Here is a 21,075-nt window from a genome sequence, read left to right on the forward strand (position 1 = left end):
CAAAGCGCCATTTTCAATCCGGTTTACTTTTCACCTACGTAGACGGTGGCAATACCTCCGGTGAGGTCGAAATGTTTCAGGTTCTTGAAGCCGACACCGGCCATGATGGCCTTGAACTCTTCCTGGGAAGGGAATTCCATGACCGAGTCCGGGAGATACTTGTAGGCGCTGAACTGGGAGAAAAGACCGCCGATTACCGGCAGGACCTTGAGGAAATAGAAATGGTAGAGTGCCTTGAACAGTGTTAAGCGCGGGGTGGAGAATTCCAGGATTACCGCCCGGCCGTCCGCTTTCAGGATCCTGTGCATTTCCTTCAGCCCCTGCGCCCTGTCCACCACATTTCTGATGCCGAAGGCTATGGTGACGGAATCGAAGCTGCCGTCGGCAAAGGGGATGGCTTCGCAAGGGGCTACCTGCATGGATATGCGGGCAGCAAAAGGGGAGCAGTTTACCTTCTCTTTTCCCAGTTCCACCATCTCTTTACTGAAATCGACGCCGACAATGCTGATCGATGCCGGCGTCTGGGCTGCAATTTCCAGCGCCACGTCACCGGTTCCGGTGGCGACGTCCAGAATACGCCCACCTTCAGCATAGCGTATCTGCTTTACTGCGAATCGCCGCCACTTGCGGTCGATGCCGAAACTGAGCAGCCTGTTGAGGAAGTCGTAGCGGGGGGCGATGGTATCGAACATCTCCTGAATCTTCTCACCCTTTTCCGTAAGCTTGAACATTTTTCCTACCCTTTTTGCCTCAAAAGTGTTATAAATTCAGGGTTTTTTCTGTATCAACCGATGGATAAACAAGGAAACAATTTTTAGCATAAACCTGCCGGGCATGCCAGCAAAATATTAATCTGGTCGGCTCCGGACAATATAACTCGTAGAGGTTGGGCGGTTTTGAAATCATTGGTTAAGGGCCTGTCAAAGATGGCCCGAAGATGAGATGCAAGAATGTAACAGTTATTTCTTGACAGGCCCTGAGAGGTAAGCAGCTTGTTCCCCTATTTTCGTCCACAGGACATCGCCGATATACTCATTATGAGTTTTCTTGTTTACCAGCTTTACAGCTGGTTCAAGAATACGAGGGCGCTCCAGGTCGTGATCGGACTTGGTTTTCTCGGGCTCCTCTATGTGATCACGAAAAATCTCGGCCTGTTCATGACCAGCTGGATACTCCAGGAACTGGGAACGGTCCTGTTCATCCTGCTGATCGTTATCTTTCAGGCTGAGATCCGGCAGGCGCTATATCGGTTCAGCCTCCTCAGAAATCTTTTCGGCCGCCAAGGGAGCGCCTCGCAGCTTGACCTGATGGATTTCTCTTCTACCATCTTTACCCTGGCCCAGGAGAAAACCGGCGCCCTTATCGTTTTTCAGCGGAAAGAAGCGCTTGACGATTATCTCCTCCACGGGGTTCAACTGGACAGTCTCCCCAGCAGTCAGCTTCTTATGAGCATCTTTAACGACGGAACGCCTCTTCATGACGGGGCCGTCCTGATAAGGGACGGTCGCGTTGCTCTCGCTTCCTGTCATCTCCCACTCTCTACCAGCAGCGATATTCCCCAATATTATGGGACCAGGCACAGGGCCGGGCTCGGGATATCGGAGCGTTCCGATGCAGCCGTGGTGATAGTCTCGGAGGAGCGAGGCGATGTGTCCCTGGCGCTTGCCGGAGAGTTGCACAAGATTAAATCACCGGAACAACTCCATGAATGGCTCCATTCGCTCTTGGCGCCACCGTCGCAGGAGGCGAGCAAGATCAGCATAAAGAGCAGGCTGTTCAGTAATCTCTGGCCCAAGCTGGCGACCCTGATGCTTGTTCTTGTCTGCTGGATGTTGATAACCGCCCGTCAGGGGGGGATTCTTACCGTCACAGCTCCGATTAAGTTCCATAACCTTCCCGACAATTTGGCGCTGACAAAAAGTTCTCCGGAAGAAGTCGAGGTCCAGTTGAAGGTTTTTTCCAATCTCGTCCCATCGCCAAAGCAGATGGATATCGTGGCCGATCTTGACCTGTCCAAGGTTAAGGAGGGTGTAAACAACCTGGCCATACGCAATGACGACTTCAAGTTGCCGCCGGGGGTGGTTATTGCCGGGCTTAACCGTTCTGTGGCGAAAGTGATAATTGATAAAAAGGTTCGTAAGCAGCTTGTCGTCAAGGTAAAGACGGTGGGACGGCTCCCCGGCGGGCTGCGGCTCCGTTCGTTAAAGGCTGATCCGTCGACGGTAATGGTGGAAGGCGCAGCGCATATCCTTGACCAGTTGGAGTTGTTGCAGACAGAAGATGTTGACCTGTCAACGGTGCGGCAAAGCACTGTAGTGGAGCGGCGGGTCTTATCGCCGGCGCCGCAGGTAAGGGTACTTTGGGATGAGCCGGTTAAGGTCCGACTGGTCACTGCTGGTCGCTAACCAGTTTCTGTCCGGAAAGGGTGCTTTTTCGCCCTGGCTGTGTCAATCTTCGGGCTTGCTTGTGATTTCGGCCTTTGGCCTCACCCTTCGGGCGCCTTCGCGGTCCAATTTTGCATGCAAAATTGTGCGGCGTACCTATGTACGCCTCCGCGCAACCCCTTGATTTTCTTGCCAGGACAAAAAATTCTTGCTTTCCGAATCAGCAGCCAATGGCTTCTCATCAGGGGTTTCCGGATGGAAACTATCTAGTGTCTTTACTGATGCGATTTCCCGGGGGGTTGACAAAACTATCTTTTTGTTATACAAATAACAAACTTTTTAATTTATTATAGAACAATGAGGGGGGGACATGGCTAATAACATTAGGGTTTTACTATTCTGCGTTATCGTTCTCTCCTTTCCTTCGCTTGTTCTTGCTGCAAAAACCCACAAAGTAAAAAAGAATGAAACAATTTTTTCCCTCGCCCAAAAATATCACGTCACCGTTGAAGAACTCAAATCGACTAACAACCTGGTAAGTAATCACATAAAACCGAAAGAAGTGCTGATTATCCCACCGAGATCGGTTGCGAACGGTTCAGGAGAGCATGAGTCGGGCGGAAGAACCAAGGTTGCCACATATAAGGTTAAAAAGAGTGAAACACTGTCACGTATTGCGAGAAAGACGGGTGTTTCTGTCCGCGAACTGAAGCGCCTCAACAACCTGACCAATAAGCGGGTAAAAGCCGGTAAGATACTTGTACTACGTGAAGAAAGCGCTGCCGAAGAGCCGCCGCAGCGGAGTGCGAAGAAGCTTCAGTTGCGCCATGGCGATCTTTTTAACGAAAAGGATTATGAGCAGAGTCTGTCGGAACTTGCCGAACTGGACCCGGACCAGCAGGTTGACCTGAAAAAAAATACCGTGCTCAAGCTGGACAGCATCCAGGAATTGAAAAAATCAGCCTATGGTTTTCTCGGCACACGTTACAGGTTTGGCGGCAGTTCAAAAAACGGCATCGACTGTTCCAGTTTTGTCCAGAAGGTTTTCAGCGAACTGGAAGTGTCTCTTCCCAGGACTGCCCGGGAACAGTACGGCATTGGGACTGAAGTGGCACCCGGCGATCTGCAGAAGGGCGACCTGATTTTCTTCCGCACCTATGCTTCCTATCCCTCCCATGTCGGCATTTATCTTGGTAACAATAAGATGATCCATGCTTCTTCACGGGATCGGCGTGTGGTGATTTCGCCGATGAACACCGATTATTACCGTTCTCGCTTTATCGGCGCCAAGCGGATCGCCAAGATCAATCCGGAAGTATTCAAATTTGATGATCTCATTCTCGGTGTCGAAGAAGAGTCGGTTGACGATGCGATTTCAAACGATTCCCTGGGGCTGACTCAGGTAAAATAAACTGTAAATCATAGCTGCATAAAAAATCCGGTCACTGACCGGATTTTTTTTATGGAAGGGAAGCAAGAATTTCGAAGGAATTTGCCAATGCAGGTACTGCTTGCCTATAAATCTAATATCCGCGGTGCAAAAGATCCTTACACGTCCCTTCTTCCCATTGGCCTGGGATATATCAATGCGGTTCTCCGCAAAGAAGGCTACCCGACTCAGCTTGCCAACTTTTCCCAAACGAGCTGGAAGGAGATAGAATCTCACCTCGCGACCTTGCAGCCTGAAGTTCTCGGCATTTCCCAATTGACCCACAATCGGTTTGAATCACTCAAGCTGGCCGAACTCGCCAAAAAAATAAATCCAGCCACCATCGTCGTTTTTGGCGGTCCCCACGCTACCCACCAGTTTCAAGAGATTCTTGCCCGGCAGACCGAGGTGGATGTCGTGGTTATGGGGGAAGGGGAGGATACCTTTCTCGATCTGATGAATACCGTCAGTAGAAAAGGCACATCATCCCTCGGCGAGGTGAAGGGCATCGCCTTTCGCAAAGACGGCGTCGTTGTCTCTACCGCTCCCCGGCCACCCATTGCCGACCTCAATTCGATCCCGTTTCCCGCCGGATATTTCGACGGAGGCATAGGTGTCGATATCCACCGTCAGCTCGAATTTATCGTCACTTCGAGAGGGTGCCCGGCGGTGTGTGTGTTCTGCTCGTCGCCGTTGTTTTGGGGGCGATCCCTCAGGTTACGCTCTCCGAGGGCTGTGGTTGACGAAATCAGGATGATCCGGGATCGCTATGGCCTCATCTACTTTTCCATCCGTGACGATACCTTCACTGTCGATAAGGGCAGGGTCATGGAGTTTTGCCGGCTTCTGCAGGAAGAAAAGGTCCACATCCTCTGGAACTGTCAATCCCGCGTGAATGCTGTTGATGAGGAGATGTTGCTGGTCATGAAGCGGTCCGGCTGCGAATGCATCCAGTTTGGCGTGGAATCCGGTTCGCCGCGGGTACTCAAGGCGCTCGGCAAGCGAATCACCACGGAGGAGGTCAGGCGGGCTGCCGCTGCCGTCCGGCTGGCGGGAATACATCTCTCCATTTATCTGATTACCGGGGTTGCCGATGAGACGGATGAGGACCTGAAGGCTTCCATCCGACTGATAGAGTCTATCCGGCCCCATGACGGCCAGGTTTCGCCACTGGCGTATTATCCCGGCACTGCACTGTTTGCCGGGGGAGTAAGGTCGGGGAGGATCGGCCGGGACATTTTCCTGAAAGACCGACGGGAGGCTTTTTATGTGCGAGAAGACCCATTTGTTGCGTCCTCGACAAAAACCCTGCTGAAGACGCTGAACAGGGTTGCGGAGGTCAATCGCTTTACCGCTGCCGATTATCGCGCCCAGAAGAAGCAGCTTGGTTACTGCCATACGACCAATATGATGGCTGGGGAAATGTATGAGGAAAAAGGAGACTGGGTGCTGGCGGAGAGGGAATATCGGGAGATTACCGAAAATGAACCGGAAAACCCTTGGGGATGGTTGCTTCTCGGTGGGCTCTATGGCAGGGTGGAAGAGTGGGAACGTGGTCGTCGGGCGTTCAATCGGGTACTCCGGCTTGTGCCGGCCCATGTGCCTGCCTACTCTGCGCTTGGGGAGCTGAACATGTTTGCCGGGAACAGCTCGGAGGCGATACGTAATTTTCAGCGGGCTCTTTCCATGAATCCGTTCGACAAGGCGGCACAGGATGGTCTAGGAGCCTGTCGGACTTAGGAATGAATCTACTGCGAGAACGGCAAATCGGTCCATATTCCCGGAAATTTTCGACGAATAGGTCCACTATTAGCTCTCAAATTTCCGTAAATCTGTCCTCGATTTTCCATCCTCTCGCTACGATTCCCTAAGTCCGACAGACTCCTAGGGGAACTTGGCGAATAAATAAAGGCGAAACCTTTGCAGGTTTCGCCTCGTAGATTAAAACAGGATGAAAAGATGCTTATTTGCCGGCAGTTCTCAAGCCAGGGGCAAAAATGATCTTATCAAAGGTGCGCTTCAGAGTCTTGCTCTGGAAGTTCACCATCGGTGGTGAGTCAGGGAACTCGACAGTCTCGCCGACTTTTACCTTGGTCTGCATAACGGCTACCCACAGTTTCTGGCCGTTTTCTTCCACTTCAACATAGGTATATCCACCGGAATCCATGGTCTGCAGAACTTTTCCCTTATGACCTGATCCAGCAGGAATCTCCTGCGGTTTCAGACCGGCATGGGGATCGCCACCCGGAGTTGCGCCAGCAGGCATCTGCTGAGCGGGTGCACCGGCTTCTGGTGCCATTCCTTTGGGAGCTTCTTCTTTTTTCTTGCAACCGGTAGCTGCAAGAGCAACGATTGCCAACATAACTACTAATGTCTTCTTCACCGTTATCCTCCTGTTGGATATTATTAAGCGCTGGTTAAAATAGCACACCTTTAAATTATTTGACAATAAAAAAGTATGGGCTATTCACTCGTTTTATTGAAAGAATTTAAGACGGCCTATTTGCCGATTATTACTTCGCCGGTGTCGGTGATAAGCCTGCCGGGAAGCTCGAACACCCGCTTGAATATGTCGAAAACTCCTCTTGCCAGGGATTTCACCGGAATAGCGGTAACCTTCGGATCATCGGCCTTTCCTTTTGCCTCGAAATAAGCGGTTATAAGGGTTTTGTCCTTACCCGTAAGTATCCAGCCGACGATGGGGATGTGACTTACCACTTTGTCAACGGTCTGCAGAGGTTGCACTCCTATGGTGGCATCAAGTTCTTCCTTTATCAGGTCGAGTTTGCCGACGGCGGAAATGTTCATGGCGTCACTGTCTATAAAAAGGTCTTTAGTGGAGATTACGCCATCGCGGATAGCTATGGAACCGGTTATTTCATTAAACGGCATGCCGCCGGAAACCATATCGGGCAGTTGCAATTTCAGCAATTGAGAGACATTGAGAATGGAGAAGATTTTCGAGAGGGTCGAAAACTTGCGTAACGAGCCCTCTTCGATGGAGAGTTTTACGGAGCCGAGCGCTGTTTTTTTGATGTCGTCTCCTGTATTCCCCTTTGCCGTCAATTCTCCCTGCATGGTAAGTGTACCGGTGATTTCCTGCTTCTTTACGCCAACGGCCCGTGTGACCTTTTCGGCTGAAACCTTGTTCAGGTTAAAACTGACATGGTAGCGCGGGGCGCCGTTCGTGCCGAAATCGAACCGTCCCTTGCCCGATACATCCCCACCGAAAGCCGAAAACTCGACCGGTTGCAGATAGAGAATTTTATCATCAAGCATCGCCACGGTTTTTAAACGCTTGAAATCCATATCCTTGAACTTTCCGGAACTTGCCAGGATTGTCGCCTTCAGCCCGATCCTCATTGGAGATTTATCCTTGATGTTCACCTGTTCCAGCTTCGACAAGAGAAGGATATCTTCTATTTCCAAATGGGGGGAGTTCACGGTGATGTCGATTTTTGGATTCTTAATGTCCTGGACAGTCCCTTTGATGTTTAACTGAGAATTATTGATCTGTCCGGAAAGGGTTTTTATCTGGAGATTATTGTCCGTCAGAGAGATGTTGCCCTGCAACTTTTCAGTCCTGACTTCTTTTTGCGGGACGTGAAGTCCCAGATCGGAGAAATAGAGGGATGACGAGGCAAAGGTAATATTGAACGTCGGGTTTTTGAAGCCGGTTAATGAGCCCTTGCCGTAAATGGTCGAATTCCCGAGTTTCACCGAGAGTTGGGATGTTTCCAGCGAATCACCCTTGAAGCGGACTGCGCCGGTCATGTTGCTCACGGTCTTGACGGAATCGGACGGTTTGAACGAAAAACCGGAAAAGGAAACATCGCCTCCCCAGCGGAGATTTGTCAGGTCTTTATCGTTACTTTTAGCGTTGATGACGGCCTGGATTCTACCGGCTGGCTGGTATTGCCTGAAATAGGGGAGCATGGCGGCAACTTCGCCGAACTGAAACTGGTTCGTTTTGAGTTCCAGTTGCAAAAGGTTTTTGCCGGTGAAGCGGTAATCGGCGCTGGCGGTGAGTGCCAGCGGCGAGAGGTTGTAGACGAAAGAGGAAAGCCTCGCTTCCTGTTTGGTTATGCTCCCTTTGAAGGCCAGGGTGTTGTTCCGACCGGCCGGTTTGTTGATCAGGTCGGGAAAGCTGTATGAGGCAGAGGTCAGGTTCCAGTCGCCGGCAAGGTTGTAAGCGTGTGTAAAGCCGCTGCCGCTCAGGTGCAGGGTGGAATCTCCCGCAAACGCGAGTTTTTGCCCCTTTTCCCGTCCCAGAAGCCATGCCAGTTCCGCTTGCCGTGGCGCCATTTTCATGGTGAAGGGATAGGACGATGGGGTGTCTAACGGATAGTCGGCGATTTTACCATCAAGCGTAAAGAATGATGAGCCGAAGTTTCCTGACATGTGCAGCAGGTTGAAATCCTTGCCGCGCATCTCCAGCTCGCCCTTGATGCCGTTGAAGGTCGGTACCTGCGCCCCGTAGGAGACGAGCCCTTTTTCAACTTTCCCCTTGATGAAGAGGACGTTGTAGTTCTGTCCGCGTTCCATGTGCAGTATCTGGCTTACCCGCCCATCGAGCCTGCCTTCGTCAAGCTTGTACGTGCCGCCTTTTATGTGCTGTTCTATGAAATCGGCCGGATCCTTGACGATTACACCGTACGGAATATATCCGCCAAACTCCTCCAGCCTGAACTGGGACGTTGAGGCATGGGCAACAATGCGGGGGTCGCCGCTGTGTATGTCTTTGATTGCGCAGTTTCCCTTGACGTTCAGTCCGTCGACCGTCAGGTTGAGGGACTTCACCGATATATCCCGGTTAGTCAGCTCCATATCATAGCGGAAATGAAGATCCCTGGGGGCGAGAACGGCGTGAAAGACCTGTGGATAATCGAAGCGGAGGCCGGAGATCTTCATCTCACCGTTTGATGTGAAAGCGAAAAAACTGCCGATAAAGTTTGTATCGATATCAAACCGTCCCAGAATTTTACGGAACGGAACATATTTGCTGTAATATGGCCAGAAGTGGGCGACATCAAGGTTTTTAGCGTCCAGCTTCATATTGAATGACGTTTCACTTAAAGGCTTGTCCTTGTCGGAAAGCTTTGCTGTGCCGGCGAGCGAAAACCTGTTTCCCTTGCTAAAACCGGCAATGGAAGCGGTTAATTTTACGTCGCAACTTTTGCTTCTGGCAAACTGACTGATGTTGAGGTCGGTATTTTCCAGAACGGTAGTTATACCCGCAGGGGTGATGGCCATGTCCTGGAAACGAATGGTCCCCTTTTTGAGTCGGATTCCCTTCAGATGCAGGGTTACGGCGGTTTTTTTCGCTTCCAGCAGGTCGCTTATGTTGGAAATGCCTTGATTGTCCCGGCTGAGCGCAATATCGGGGCGATCAAAAACCATTTCCTTGAGAGAAACCTTTTTTTCCAAAAGAGGCAGCAGGGCTATTTTAAAAGTGAGCCTCTTGGCGGTAACGAAATTTGTCAAGCCGTCCTTTTCCTTGACGACGACGTTGGAAAAGGTGAAGGATGGGCCGAATTGCAGGGAGAACTCCCCCTTTTCATAGAAGACCCGGCGGTTAAGGGATTTTTCTATCTCAGCGAGGATCTGCGTCTTATAGCTTTCCAGGTGGAAGAGTTTGTCGAGAAGGACAGTCACTCCGCCGCCGGCGACGAGAACGATGATGAGAATAGAAAGCAGGATTATGATTTTTTTGCGCTGTATATGCATGGAATGATATCTGGTTGTTTTGGGCTCTTGCCGGATTAGTGGCGATCTTGAAGGAGTATACTCCTCCCACGACCCAGGTGCAAGCATGTCATGTGGTTTACTATCGGCGGTGCGGCAGGATAGGATTAGTTGAAATTAACTTGCGTGTGGCGATTTTGCTTTAAAGAAGCCGCAATGTGGGCCGATAAGAAGACTGTAAGCGCCGGTTTGCCCGGCACTGAACAGTTTGCAAGGAGGTTTTTCTGCATGAAAAAAGTTTTGATCGTCGATGACAGTATAGCGGTTGTACGCCAGCTCGAGAAAATCGTCAGCGGAACAGGCGAGTTTTCGGTGGTTGGCCATGCGAAGAATGGCGTTGAGGCCATCAAGATGAACCAGACAGAGCATCCTGACATCATCTGCATGGACATGAACATGCCCGGAATGGATGGGTTGACGGCGTTGCGCACATTGATGGCGCTTAATCCGGCCACAAAAGTGGTCATGGTGACATCGCTCGGCGGAGTTGGTGACAAATTCACCGAAGCCATGAAAATGGGCGCTCGCGCGGTGATTTCCAAGCCGTTTGAGGCTGAGCTGGTTTTGCAGGTACTTCGTACCCAATAGATCGATAGGTTGTTACTATTATTTATTAAACGTGAGAGGTCATCTATGGCAGTGAAATTTTTCGGCCAGTTTCTTATTGAGAAAGAAATTGTTTCAAGAGAAGTCCTTTTGAAGGCGGTTGAGTTGCAGGAGGAGGTTAATCTCAAATTCGGCGAAATGGCACTGGACATGGAACTTATTACCGTCGCGGATGTGGGGCGGATCCATGATGCGCAACGCTCGGAAGACCTGATGTTTGGCGACATGGCCGTGAAGCTTGGGATTCTGACGGATGACCAGATAAAGCAGGTCCTGATCAGGCAGAAGAATTCACACCTCTATATCGGCGAGGCGCTGGTGCAGGTCGGTGCACTGAACACCGAGGAACTACAGCGTTATCTGGAAGAATTCAAGGCGGACCAGGCTCCTTATGCCACAACTAAGGTGTTCATACCCGATGGGGTGCCACATTCCGATATCTGGGAAATGTCGGCCGACCTGTCCGGCAAGATGATATCGAGGATTGTGAATCTGCCGTGTCGTCTGGGAGAATGCCGGAAAACGGAGAGGATTGAAACTAACGATATTGTCGCTGCCATGGATTTTCGTGGCGACATAAATGCGCATTATCTCCTTTCCGTTTCATTTGCTGTACAGAAAAAGATTGCGCTGGCCATCCTGAAAGAAGAGACGGTTGAGAATGAACCGCAGGAAGTGCTGGATGATGCCGTTATGGAGTTGGTGAACATCATTTGCGGCAATATCGCCGCGAAAGCTGCGCAGCGGGGCAAATGCACGGAGATCGAACCGCCGCTTGTTTTTCACCCCGGTCCGGGTGGGATCGAAGTGCCGTCGGGGGAACAAGGGATTGTTTTTCCGATTCACCTGGCAGACGCGGAACTGGTGGAGCTGGCTATCTTCATAAAAGACTGAATGGACAAAACGAATCGCTATAGTTTGCTAAAGAAGGGGCAACTACAATAGTTGTCCCTTCTTCATACCAATGTTCCGCTGACCGGCAGCTCAATAACGAAGATGGTTCCCTTGGGTTGGTTGTCTTTCGATCTGATGAAACCGTGGTGGTCGGAGATGATGGTGTTGACGATGGCGAGCCCCAGGCCGGTACCGGATTTTTTAGTGGAGAAGTACGGTTCGAACAGTCTGGGCCGGTCTTCGGCTGCTATGCCGTGGCCTGTGTCGGCAACGGTAACGGTCGCCATTTTCAATTCTTGATTATAACAGCTCTCAATGATGATGCTCCCATAGCCGTCAATGGCTGCAACGGCATTGTCCAGGAGATTGATCAGCACTCTTTTGATCTGGTCGCGGTCCAGCAGGAACAGGGGTATTGATTCGTCGGTGCGGATGGTAAAGGTTATGTTGCGGTGGGCTTCCTGGTAAAGGGGGAGGGCTTCCCGCAGGACTTCGTTAAGGTTGTTGGGGGTCGGCAGTGCAGCCGGCATCCTCGCGAAGTTTGAGAATTCATCCACCAGGGTTTTCAGTTCGTCCACTGATTTGATGATCATGCCCGTACATTCGTCGAAGACCTTTTCCTCCCCTTCGAACCGTGAAAGATAGCGTTTCCTCAGGCGCTGGGCCGACAATTGGATCGGTGTCAAAGGGTTCTTTATCTCGTGGGCTATGCGCCGTGCCACCTCACGCCAGGCAGCCATGCGCTGTGCCTTGATCAGTTGGGTCAGGTCGTCGAACACCACCACCGTGCCCATGAACTCGTCGTTTTCGTCTTTCAATACGGTCAGGTTTACGAGAAGGGTCAGCTTGGTGCCCTTCAGGGGAATGGTCACCTGTTTGCTGACCGTATCGTGCTGCGCCAGAACCATGTCGCGCAGCATCCCTTTGACTATGTCCAGGTGGTCCGGCTGCAAAACCTCGCGAAAGTTCTTTCCGGTCACTTTCTGGGTGTCGATGTTCAATAACCGCTCGGCCGACTTATTAACCGTGGTCAGTATACCATCCCTATCCACCGAGATGACGCCGGCGGTGACATTTTTCAGGACGGTTTCCATGTAGCGGCGTCTCTGTTCCAGTTCCATGTTGCTTCTGCTTACCTCTTCGTTGGTCTTTTTCAGGGCAAGCTGATTGTTTCGCAGGTCTTCCGTCATCTTGTTGAATGATGCAATCAGCATCCCTATCTCATCGGTCCCCTTTTCCCCCAGGTGAACTTCCAGGTTCCCTTCCGCAACCTGCCGCGTTGCTTCGGCAAGTTCCTGGATGGGGATGGTAAGGCTCTTTGCCAGGTAAACACCAAACCATACGGCAAGAAAGACGATCACCATGGTTATGAGAAACAGGGTGAGGATATAGCCGGTAGTGATGGGGTTCTTCATAATCTTCAACTGGCGGAACTCATGATATGATGCGGATATCTCCTTCATCTTGCTTACCAGCGAGTAAGGGACATAGTAGTTTACCACCACGACACCGACCACATCTTTTGCATTCCAGTTGGAATAGACCGGAACAATGCCGCGGATAAGATCGGCCTTGCCGATGGAGTTCACCTTGGTGAGTTGTTTTCCGAGCAACCCGACCTTGATGTCTTCCGATGACGGATTGGTGAACTCTCCCCGCGGCAGCTTCGGGTTGGCAGCCCTGACCAGCTCTTCCCGCTGGGATGAATACACCTCCACAACACCCAGGTTGTATTCTTTCTGTTTCTGGCGGATTACGCTCTTCAGGCGCGGAAGGTTTTCCTCGTTCAACAGCTTTTGTTCTTTGATGATGGCGCTTATCTGCTCGCCGTAATAGATGGCGTTGGCTGCGGAGCTTTTGTAGTAGGTCTGGGCGACTTCCATGGATTCATCGAGAGATGTTTCCACCTGTTTGTTGAACCAGTTCTGGATGCTGTTGGTTATGAAGCCAGCCGAAACAAAGAAGAGGAGCATGGTCGGCACCAGGGAGAGGCCTACAAAGGCCAGAACAAGCTTGGTGCGGAGTTTGGCGCCGATGGCGTTTTGCCGCCGTTCCAGCATGAGCTTGGCGACGTTCCTGAAAACCAGGTAAATGAGGAGGATGATGAGCAGAATGATGACGTTGATTATGCCGAAGATAATGATGTTGTTGCCCATCGGCACTTCGGAGCTCAGCTTCGAGAGATGAATCTCCGTAGAGGTGAGAAAAATGATCAACAGGAGAGAAAACGCGACAATAAATCCTTCGCGTTTTCTTTTGCGCAACTCTTCCGGCGGCAGGCCTTTGTTTGTTTCTGTTTTCACTCGTTTCCCTTGGTTGCGATAAATGCAGAGCTAACATTATCTGAATTAGATGTTTATTTCAAGGTGTTATCGGCGCCGCACAAGGACGGCGCCGCGACCGGTCACTGCAGTCAGGTACGAAACAGCTCCTTACAATATCCGTTTTGCAGCCTACGCTTGCGAAATATTTTCTAGCCTTTCCTGTCACACATAAGTTCGTTTCGTTCGTCGTGATAGAGGCTGCACTGGCATTCCATGGCCTTCCGTAAAGCGGTGCGGGAACGATGGAGTCTGATCTTGACAGTATCGAAGCTGATATTGAGTATGTCGGCAATCTCTTGGTTAGCAAGCTCTTCGAATTCGCTGAGGAGCAAGACGGTACGATAGTTTTCGGGTAACTGGTCAACAACACCACGGATGCAGGCGTTCATTTCTCTATGGATATATTCCAGTTCCGTTCCTGAATAATTGGTATCAGGGAAATCGTCTAACGAACCATCTTCGTCGACCAAATACTCTTTCCCCTTTTGACGGGCCAGGGACGAAAGGGCATGGTCGCGGGCAGTGTTAGATAAATTAGTTGCATTTTGCAAACAAAAAAGGTAGATTCATCCGAAGGAGACAACATCATGGATTCAATCCGGGAGCAGTTGCAGATATTTACCCGTCGTTTCGACTCGCTGAACTCATCCTGCTGCGACGAGTGCTGCGGACAGCAGGTCTCCATGGTCCAGAGCCATATCCTCTTCGAGCTGCGGAAAGCCGGCACCCCCTCCATGCAGCAGGTAGCGGAGGAACTGATCATGGATGTGACCACCTTCAGCCGCCAGGCCAAGACCCTTGAAAAGAAGGGGCTCATATCCAGGAGTGTGTCACCGGACGACCGGCGTGTGATCCTGCTTGCTCTGACCGATGAAGGGCTTCGTGTGTTACGCCAGATCGACCTTTATATGGCAGACAGGATCGAACGGATATTCTCCTCCATGACCCCTTTCGAGCGGGAGACCGTAATCAGATCGCTCAGACTTCTGAACGATGCAGTGATCAAAGCCAGCTGTTCTCAACATCCAGATACCATTGCATGTTGCAACTAATTTGTCCGCGACCACTCACCGGCTCGGTAGGGAAATCAACTCGTAACGATGCTTCGCGACTTAGCCGAAACTAGTGCTGTCCAGGTGGACGCCACCCAACAGGCGTTTACGGCGGCCTTGGTCTTACGGCCTTCGACCTGCCCCTCGCCGGACTGCCATCGTCAACCTCCCCCCCCTTCCTCCACCAGAGCTTTCGCGGTGGGTTAGCGGCTTTCCGCCTCGAATATACCAAGCTCCATTCCACGAGACCATGACCAAATCCGAAGTCGGCAGCCTTCTCAAACCGGGAATCGGTACATGAAATGCGCTAAGGGAGGATAAAACCTTTTTTGGCTGTATCCTTTTTCTCCGGTTCCCGTCTATAGAGATGGAAAGGAGGTGAAGCTCATGTTCGGATGTGAACACGGATGCGCAGGTTTCTGGTGGATAGGTCCAATCTTTCTATTGCTCTTGATTATCGGCTGCATCTTCATTATGCGCGGCTGCTCTTGCATGCCGGGCCGGCATTCCCCAGATGGGAAGACCCACCGCTTCTCGGACAACTCGGCAATGGAAATACTTGATAAACGGTATGCCCTTGGGGAAATAGATCGAAAAGAATACGAGGAAATGAAGAACAAGGTAACCGAGGATGGGAAAAAAGGCTCTTAACGGAGAATATGGAGTCGCGCAGGAAAGGAGTTCTTATGAAAAAAGTGAAATCACTTTCTGAAAAGTTGAAAGCTTCAATTTGCCATAATTGCCCGCTGTGCAGGCATGCAAGGAGCCATCCCGAATCGTTCATCGGAAAAATCGTTCATAGTAAGCATGCCAAAGACTGCCCGATGTGGAAAGCGGAACAAGAAGTATTTGGAAAGGAACCTTAGTGATGCCGGTCTTCAGACGGCAAGAGGAAAAGATAATAGCATAATCATAGATTAGATCAAAACAACCATAAAGGAGTCCCCAATGTCCATCCTGAACAATCGTGAACGCGAACTAGTCGCCATAGGCGCTGCACTGGGAAGCAATTGTGTCCCCTGCATCGAATACCATATCCAGCAGGCCCGCAAAACCGGCCTCTCAGATGCGGAAATTGCCGAGGCGATTGAATTCGCCGATAAAATCAAGCGCGTACCAGCAGAAAAAGTGCTGGAGGCAGCTTCACGCAGGCTTTCAGCGCCGATCGACGAACAGGCAGCAGCGCCAGGTGCATGCTGCACGCCAGCGACAGCTGCCAAGTCATGTTGTTGACAAGCGTTATAGAGCGTCAGACTTCGACTATGGTCTTCGTACCCCCCCGGCTCTGCCGGGGGACTCACAACGTTTTTGAAAGCCACAACCTCTGGTGGGGGATTATATGTTATTTGCAGAACGATATACTATCTTATGGGGCGGAAACCGAAATATAAAGCTTGTTTCGGGCATTGATCTACGCAGTCTCCACAGTTGATGCACTTCCGGTCATTTACGGCCGCTTCGTTATTCTCGACATATTCTTTTACTTTAACACCCATCTGACAGCTATCGGTACATTTGTCACAATTTCCACATGATGCCTTGTGTATTCCGATTTTCACCAGACTGAATTTTGAATATAAGCTCAATGTGCCGCCAATCGGGCAGAGATATTTACAAAACCACCTGCTCCCCAAATAATAGGTCAAGAACATGGTTATCGGCATCATTGTTATGACTCCTCCGATAAATATCCATAAACTGTTTGTCTCGTAACCATAGTTTGAATTGAAATTGATGGCATTGTAATTTCTGTAGAGACCAGTCACCAAACTGCTCAAAAGGACTGCAGTAAAGAAAAAGATAAGATTTTGCTGCCCATATTTTCTTTTGGAGGGGTCAAATCCAAACGTTTTAAGCAAGTTGGCCGATTGTTCCTGCACCGGTGCGAATACACAAAGCCAGCCGCACAGTGCTCGTCCCCATACAAATACCATTAGCAGCATTACCAACCAGAAAATGGAAGCCTGCCCGAATTGTCCCTTTGAGATCAAGTCAGTCGTTGAACGTGGACAAAGGCTTTTCAATTTGGTCACTCCGGCAATCGTGAGACTGGTATGTAAAATAATCAAGGCATACACAATGGAATGAGAATACATTCTCCTTGTTTTCCAATTACCCAGTTTGGGCCATTTGAATCTGATTCTCTGAACAGGAAGCGTATGCGTTGAAGTATATAAATATAAGCCAAAAGCTACTATAGTTATAGCAGCCCCGGCGCCTGTCGTATACCAACGATAAGTCCTTAAAAACTCAAATGCGTGCTCTGAAATGGTGCCATTGAAATACAGAAAACCATCAATAGGGCACATTAGACAGCCATGAATTTCTTCGGTTATTGATCCAATTCCGAATACCAAAACAAATAATCCAAAAACGAGTAAATACTTGCTGAATCTTGACATGATGCTGCCCTCCATAGCTTTATTTTTTTCTGCTCATAAAAAAAGAGGTAGAGGGGAATAGCTGTCCCCTCTACCTGGCCTCCAGTTCTCTGGTAATTCGCAGTTCGTTATGTTTAGTTGTTAGATGGTTCGATTAATTCTCGGTGAGGTTTAACTAATTAGCTGCACCCCGTTATCCAACCTTAACGAATTTAGTTGATTGGTGATATATTATTTAATAACATAATGCAACTATTTTTTTATAATTCGCTTATGGAAAGCAGGGTGGCAAGCGCGGGAGAAAACCCGTGAATATCTTCAGCAGGGAAGCCAGGACGCTAAAGGCAGCGGGCGGGTAGCCGGAAGACTGAATCAACGACTAAACCTATTCAGCCTAAGAGATAAAGGACAGTAGGTGGTGACCCGGGCTCTGCAACGAATCAAGTGGGTAGAGGGAATAGCGACTTTAGGTTGAGCTTGCCTGCAACCAGATAAGCCATGCAGATCAAGTTGTCAGGATTCCGATAGCCTCGTGCCCGAGTTTTGGCTGATTGAATTAGGCTGTTGATGCCCTCAATGAAGCCGCTAGTCAGGCCGCTTTCAAAATGTGCCAGAATGCCATCCCAATGCTCTTTTACAGATTCGGCCATGTTCTTGATGAGTTGGATTGAGCTTGCGGCGGCTTTCCGATGCCATTTGGTCAACAGGGTTTCTGCCTCCGTTCGGCTTGAAGCAAAATAGACGTTCTGAAGGTTCAGCTTGTGCATGTAAGCTTCCGTACTCCTTAAGCTTTGACTGGTGATAATGGCATCCAGGCGCTGTTCCTCTTCCGGTGTCAGGTTCTCTGGATTTTTGAGGAACAGGTTTCTGCTCTTTTTCAGGATTTCAGGAAATAACCTGGCTTCTTGAGCCCTTATCTTACTAAGCTTATCGTTCATAAGCTTGATGACGTGGAATTTATCGAAGGTGACCACGGCATGGGGCAACTGCTCTTTGACACCCTTTATGAATGCCTTGGACATGTCAATAGCAGCGTCTGTGATGCTATCAGGATCGCCGCCATGTGACTTAAGGTCCGCGACGAAGCTCTTGACTGTTTCGTTGTCCTTTCCCGTCGTGCCGAACAAGAGCTTATGCATGTCGAGGTCGAAGAAGAAGGTGACGAATTTCTCGTCATGACTGCGCCCGGCAAAGGTTTCATCCGCACCGACCCTCTTCACCTCGGAGAAGTCTTCTGCGGCCCTTGCCTTCTCGACATAGGATTGAATCAACCGCCATAGACGGGTATCGGTAACGGCAAACAGCCTGCTCATGACCTTCACCGGCAAATCACGAGCCATGGTCATGGCCAGGGCCTCAAACAGCAGCGTAAATCCTGAGCCTGCGCGAGCCCAGGGTACCTGGACCAACTTCACGCCGCAGTCGCTGTTAGGGCACTTTACCCGTGGAACACGCGCATGAAGGTAGGCTTCGTACTGGAAGAAATTCAGATGCCGCCACTCTTTCTCCGTGGTGTCATGGACTGGTGACAACGTTCCGCAGACCGGACAGGGAAAGGTGGCTCCCCGCTGGAAGTCGATGGTTATGTCCAAACGACTTGACTTCTTGTTGAAGTCAACAGAGGTAACCTTCCACGGGATGGCAATTCCAAGAGCAGCACCAAAAAGATCTTCAGGATTCATAGCGATTACTAACCTCCAGGCTGAGTGATGGTGGCCTATCTTACATCAACCCGGCCCAGGCTACCCACTCAATTCGTCGAGGAGCCGTGACCCGTATGGATCGTTACGTGAAAGCAACAACGATTGAGCAATTTTTTTCCTAATACCCCGCCCTTGAGCTGGTCACCGAATATGCGCACAAAACCTCATAGGTGAGAACAGGCGGTTATTCATAGAATAGTATTGTTGCATATAACATGTAATATAGTTGCACAATTTGGTGATTTATTGTAGGAAGGCGGAAAAATATTCTCGCAAGGCGTATCCTTTTTCGCATGTTCACCGTCTAAACAACCATGCTGCTCAAAAACTCCGGTTAATTTAAGGAATGAAACCATGCCACAAGATTTTCTGCGTTCTCAACCCAAAAACCTCTTCTTTACCGGAAAAGGGGGGGTAGGTAAAACCACCACATCGGCTGCAACCGCCATAGCGTTGGCCGACTGCGGTAAGCTGGTGCTGCTGGTCAGCACCGATCCGGCGTCGAATCTGGACGAGGTACTGGGACTGACACTATCTGCAGAACCGTCACAGGTACCGGATGTTCCAGGTCTTTTTGCCCTGAACGTGGATCCTGAAAAAGCTGCCGCCGCATATCGAGAAAAATTGGTTGGCCCCTATCGCGGCATTCTGCCCCACTCCGCCCTGCGCAGCATGGATGAGCAACTTTCCGGAGCCTGTACGGTAGAGATTGCCGCCTTCAACGAGTTTGCTACCCTCATGGGTAATCCGGCCGCCGTAGAGGGGTTTGATCACATCATCTTCGACACGGCTCCCACCGGTCACACCCTGCGGTTGCTGTCTCTTCCGGCCGCCTGGAGCGACTTCATCGACACCAATGTGCGGGGAACCTCCTGTCTCGGACCGCTGGCAGGATTGAAGGTACAACACCTGCTCTATGCAAACACCCGCAAAGTACTCGGGGATGCCAAGCAAACCTTGGTGGTCATGGTCAGCCGCCCGGATGAAGCTCCTTTGAAAGAAGCGGCCCGCGCCTCGGCAGAACTGCAGGAGTTGGGAGTCGCCAACCAACGGTTGATACTGAACGGTGTCTTCAGGATGACCGATTCGTCCGATCCGGTTGCTGTTACACTGCGCGAGATAAATATGTCAGCTCTGGCCGCAATGCCAGATGCCCTGGCCTTACTTCCGCGTACGGAAATTCCGTTGCAAGGGGCTGAACTGGTCGGAATCCCTGCGCTACGTTCTTTTTTCTCGATCGAGCCCAAAATTGCAGCATCATGCCCGGCATCCGACCTGACTGATCCCCTCCCTCCGCCGCTTACAGACCTGATCGATAAATTTGCAAACCAGCCTGGTGGGGTCATCATGACCATGGGGAAAGGGGGCGTCGGCAAGACGACCCTGGCGGTGACCATCGCCACCGAATTGGCTCGACAGGGGAAGCAGGTTCATCTGACGACGACCGACCCGGCTGCCCATGTAGCACTTACCATTGGTGAAGCACCATCAGGAATGCGTGTGAGCCGGGTTGATCCCGAGGTTGAAACCGAGGCATATCGCCATGAAGTTCTCACCACTGTTGGCGCGAGCCTGGATGATGAAGCGCGGGCTCTGTTGGAAGAAGATCTGCGCTCGCCATGTACCGAGGAGATTGCTGTTTTTCGCGCATTTGCCAAAGTCGTGGCTGACGGGACAGACAGTTTTGTCGTTATTGATACCGCTCCCACCGGGCACACGCTTTTGCTTTTGGATGCCGCCGAAACCTACCATCGGGAGGTTTCCCGCTCCATGAACGAGATCCCGGAAGCGGTACGTCAGCTCCTCCCCCGCCTGCGCGACCCCGAATTTACTAAAATCTTTCTGGTGACCCTGCCGGAGGCTACTCCGGTTCATGAGGCTTTGTCGCTGCAGTCCGACCTGCGCCGGGCAGGAATCGAGGCAGCCGGCTGGATTATCAACCAAAGCCTGGCTCCGTTGCCCCTGACCGAGCCGGTTCTCGCGCAACGCCGAGCGCGGGAACACCGCTATATTGAAGAGGTTGTTCGTCAGGGCATCTCTACCTACCTGATCCCGTGGCAGGCCCAGCCGACAGCCACCCTCCGATCCAATAAATTGAGAACCTGAGGCTCTCACCAATACTATCCAAAGGAGACACACCATGAAAATCGAGATCTTTGATCCAGCTATGTGCTGCGCGACAGGTGTTTGCGGCCCAAGCGTTGACCCGGATCTGGTCAGAATCCAGGAATCGCTGCGCCAGATACAGAAACATGCACCGGCAGTAAAGGTTGCACGTTGTGGACTCTTGTCCGATCCGCAAGCTTTTGTCACTAACAGTGCCGTGGCCGAATTGCTGGAAGTAGAAGGCCCGGATTGCCTGCCACTGGTTTATGTGAACGGAGAACTCATCAGCAAGAGGTGTTACCCGGGCAATGAGCAGCTGCAGGAGATCCTGAAACAGGCCGGCTTTGAGGTGACGCTGGGCGAAAAGAAGAAGGCCTCCTGCGGCTGCGGAGTTGGTAGCTGTTAAGTCGGAATAGTGAGGTCCATTGACTCAGTAGAAGTGACAAGGAGA

General features: G+C 50.8%; 18 protein-coding genes. 11 read left to right on the forward strand and 7 right to left on the reverse strand.

What is annotated here, in order from left to right; all coding sequences use genetic code 11:
- Nucleotides 1–23: 23 nt before the first annotated feature.
- A complete protein-coding gene (gene ubiE, locus GURA_RS06945) occupies nucleotides 24–731 on the reverse strand; it encodes a bifunctional demethylmenaquinone methyltransferase/2-methoxy-6-polyprenyl-1,4-benzoquinol methylase UbiE (RefSeq protein ID WP_011938284.1) in 708 nt (235 codons plus the stop codon).
- A 261-nt stretch (nucleotides 732–992) separates the two neighbouring features.
- Between ubiE and cdaA the strand changes: the two genes are divergently transcribed.
- From cdaA to GURA_RS06960, 3 genes are all read left to right on the forward strand, one after another.
- Complete coding sequence (gene cdaA, locus GURA_RS06950) at nucleotides 993–2,405, forward strand: diadenylate cyclase CdaA (protein ID WP_011938285.1); 1,413 nt, start codon at nucleotides 993–995, stop codon at nucleotides 2,403–2,405.
- Nucleotides 2,406–2,754: 349 nt separating this feature from the next.
- A complete protein-coding gene (locus tag GURA_RS06955) occupies nucleotides 2,755–3,795 on the forward strand; it encodes a C40 family peptidase (protein ID WP_011938286.1) in 1,041 nt (346 codons plus the stop codon).
- Between the two features lie 87 nt (nucleotides 3,796–3,882).
- Nucleotides 3,883–5,553 carry a B12-binding domain-containing radical SAM protein gene (locus tag GURA_RS06960; RefSeq protein WP_011938287.1) on the forward strand — a complete coding sequence of 557 codons (1,671 nt, stop codon included), beginning with the start codon at nucleotides 3,883–3,885 and terminating at the stop codon, nucleotides 5,551–5,553.
- Between the two features lie 223 nt (nucleotides 5,554–5,776).
- Here GURA_RS06960 and GURA_RS06965 read toward each other — a convergent pair whose 3' ends face one another.
- The gene (locus GURA_RS06965; protein ID WP_011938288.1) at nucleotides 5,777–6,196 is read right to left on the reverse strand and encodes a hypothetical protein; all 420 of its coding nucleotides are present in this window, start codon (nucleotides 6,194–6,196) and stop codon (nucleotides 5,777–5,779) included.
- Nucleotides 6,197–6,312: 116 nt separating this feature from the next.
- The gene (locus tag GURA_RS06970) at nucleotides 6,313–9,540 is read right to left on the reverse strand and encodes a YhdP family protein (RefSeq protein ID WP_041245320.1); all 3,228 of its coding nucleotides are present in this window, start codon (nucleotides 9,538–9,540) and stop codon (nucleotides 6,313–6,315) included.
- Between the two features lie 246 nt (nucleotides 9,541–9,786).
- On the opposite strand from GURA_RS06970, the gene GURA_RS06975 reads away from it, so the two are divergent.
- Both GURA_RS06975 and GURA_RS06980 read left to right on the forward strand, forming a co-directional pair.
- Entirely contained in the window at nucleotides 9,787–10,146 is a 360-nt protein-coding gene (locus tag GURA_RS06975; protein WP_011938290.1) for a response regulator, read from the forward strand.
- Between the two features lie 45 nt (nucleotides 10,147–10,191).
- On the forward strand, nucleotides 10,192–11,058 hold the full coding sequence (locus tag GURA_RS06980; RefSeq protein ID WP_011938291.1) for a chemotaxis protein CheX: 867 nt from the start codon (nucleotides 10,192–10,194) through the stop codon (nucleotides 11,056–11,058).
- A 62-nt stretch (nucleotides 11,059–11,120) separates the two neighbouring features.
- Here the strand turns inward: GURA_RS06980 and GURA_RS06985 are convergent, their stop codons facing one another.
- Both GURA_RS06985 and GURA_RS06990 read right to left on the reverse strand, forming a co-directional pair.
- Entirely contained in the window at nucleotides 11,121–13,361 is a 2,241-nt protein-coding gene (locus GURA_RS06985) for a sensor histidine kinase (RefSeq protein ID WP_011938292.1), read from the reverse strand.
- Nucleotides 13,362–13,531: 170 nt separating this feature from the next.
- Nucleotides 13,532–13,933: an RNA polymerase sigma factor gene (locus GURA_RS06990; protein WP_011938293.1), complete on the reverse strand. Its 402-nt coding sequence runs from the start codon at nucleotides 13,931–13,933 to the stop codon at nucleotides 13,532–13,534.
- A gap of 36 nt (nucleotides 13,934–13,969) precedes the next feature.
- On the opposite strand from GURA_RS06990, the gene GURA_RS06995 reads away from it, so the two are divergent.
- The 4 genes from GURA_RS06995 to GURA_RS07010 all read left to right on the forward strand — a co-directional run bounded on the left by GURA_RS06995 (nucleotide 13,970) and on the right by GURA_RS07010 (nucleotide 15,667).
- A complete protein-coding gene (locus GURA_RS06995; RefSeq protein WP_011938294.1) occupies nucleotides 13,970–14,434 on the forward strand; it encodes a MarR family winged helix-turn-helix transcriptional regulator in 465 nt (154 codons plus the stop codon).
- A 387-nt stretch (nucleotides 14,435–14,821) separates the two neighbouring features.
- Entirely contained in the window at nucleotides 14,822–15,085 is a 264-nt protein-coding gene (locus tag GURA_RS07000; protein ID WP_041245321.1) for an SHOCT domain-containing protein, read from the forward strand.
- A 35-nt stretch (nucleotides 15,086–15,120) separates the two neighbouring features.
- The gene (locus tag GURA_RS07005) at nucleotides 15,121–15,300 is read left to right on the forward strand and encodes a hypothetical protein (RefSeq protein WP_041245322.1); all 180 of its coding nucleotides are present in this window, start codon (nucleotides 15,121–15,123) and stop codon (nucleotides 15,298–15,300) included.
- A gap of 82 nt (nucleotides 15,301–15,382) precedes the next feature.
- The gene (locus GURA_RS07010) at nucleotides 15,383–15,667 is read left to right on the forward strand and encodes a carboxymuconolactone decarboxylase family protein (RefSeq protein ID WP_011938296.1); all 285 of its coding nucleotides are present in this window, start codon (nucleotides 15,383–15,385) and stop codon (nucleotides 15,665–15,667) included.
- A 128-nt stretch (nucleotides 15,668–15,795) separates the two neighbouring features.
- Here GURA_RS07010 and GURA_RS07015 read toward each other — a convergent pair whose 3' ends face one another.
- Together GURA_RS07015 and GURA_RS07020 are read right to left on the reverse strand one after the other, a co-directional pair.
- Nucleotides 15,796–16,836: a 4Fe-4S binding protein gene (locus GURA_RS07015; RefSeq protein ID WP_041245323.1), complete on the reverse strand. Its 1,041-nt coding sequence runs from the start codon at nucleotides 16,834–16,836 to the stop codon at nucleotides 15,796–15,798.
- 419 nt (nucleotides 16,837–17,255) lie between these two features.
- Nucleotides 17,256–18,497 carry an ISL3-like element ISGur7 family transposase gene (locus GURA_RS07020; protein WP_011937052.1) on the reverse strand — a complete coding sequence of 414 codons (1,242 nt, stop codon included), beginning with the start codon at nucleotides 18,495–18,497 and terminating at the stop codon, nucleotides 17,256–17,258.
- 375 nt (nucleotides 18,498–18,872) lie between these two features.
- Here GURA_RS07020 and arsA point away from each other — a divergent pair, with 375 nt between their 5' ends.
- A complete protein-coding gene (arsA, locus tag GURA_RS07025) occupies nucleotides 18,873–20,624 on the forward strand; it encodes an arsenical pump-driving ATPase (RefSeq protein WP_011938298.1) in 1,752 nt (583 codons plus the stop codon).
- A 34-nt stretch (nucleotides 20,625–20,658) separates the two neighbouring features.
- Nucleotides 20,659–21,030, forward strand: a complete 372-nt coding sequence (gene arsD / locus GURA_RS07030) for an arsenite efflux transporter metallochaperone ArsD (RefSeq protein ID WP_011938299.1) — start codon at nucleotides 20,659–20,661, stop codon at nucleotides 21,028–21,030.
- Nucleotides 21,031–21,075: the final 45 nt, after the last annotated feature.

This window comes from Geotalea uraniireducens Rf4 (assembly GCF_000016745.1).
Lineage (GTDB): Bacteria > Desulfobacterota > Desulfuromonadia > Geobacterales > Geobacteraceae > Geotalea > Geotalea uraniireducens.